This window comes from Marinobacterium lacunae, from assembly GCF_000705555.1.
Lineage (GTDB): Bacteria > Pseudomonadota > Gammaproteobacteria > Pseudomonadales > Balneatricaceae > Marinobacterium_D > Marinobacterium_D lacunae.
The window spans coordinates 1-537 of record NZ_JMQN01000061.1 but is presented as its reverse complement, the minus strand read 5'-3'; the positions used below and the strand labels follow the sequence as shown (position 1 = coordinate 537).

Below are 537 nucleotides of genomic sequence, written 5' to 3'. Positions count from 1 at the left end.
TCGGCGCGATCAGCACCGCCGCGTTCGCGCCGATGGATGCCGGGCACGCGCTCTTGAAGGAACGGCTGGGCCAGGTCTACGGCTGCTACGCCGATTTCCTTCGCGGCCGGTACAGGGCCGGGCAGTACATCAAGTCGTTTCTTCCGTGATGAATGGAGAGTGAGCATGACACAGAACATTCAAGATGTTCTGATCATCGGGGCGGGGTTCTCAGGCATTGCCTTGGCGTCTCGACTTAGACAGTGCGGTTTCGAGCGGTTCACGCTCATCGATCGAGGGAGTGACTTCGGCGGCACGTGGCGGGACAACACGTACCCCGGCGCCGAGTGCGACATCCAGTCCCATCTCTATTCCTTCTCCTTCCGCCCCAACCCGCGTTGGAGCAAGACCTACGCCGGGCAAGCGGAGATCCACGACTACCTGACCTGGGTCGCGCGGGAAGAAGGACTCTACGAGCACGCGGAGTTCGGTCAGGAGGTCGAATCGGCCACATGGCACGAGGAGGACCGCATGTGGATGGTGAAGACGAACACCGCG

Annotated in this window: 1 protein-coding gene; it reads left to right on the top strand. The window is 61.8% G+C overall.

The annotated features are described in order from the left end of the window. Positions 1 to 165 precede the first annotated feature (165 nt). Positions 166 to 537: NAD(P)-binding protein (locus tag ADIMK_RS20565; protein ID WP_036192270.1), on the top strand; the 372-nt coding region annotated here is incomplete at its 3' end.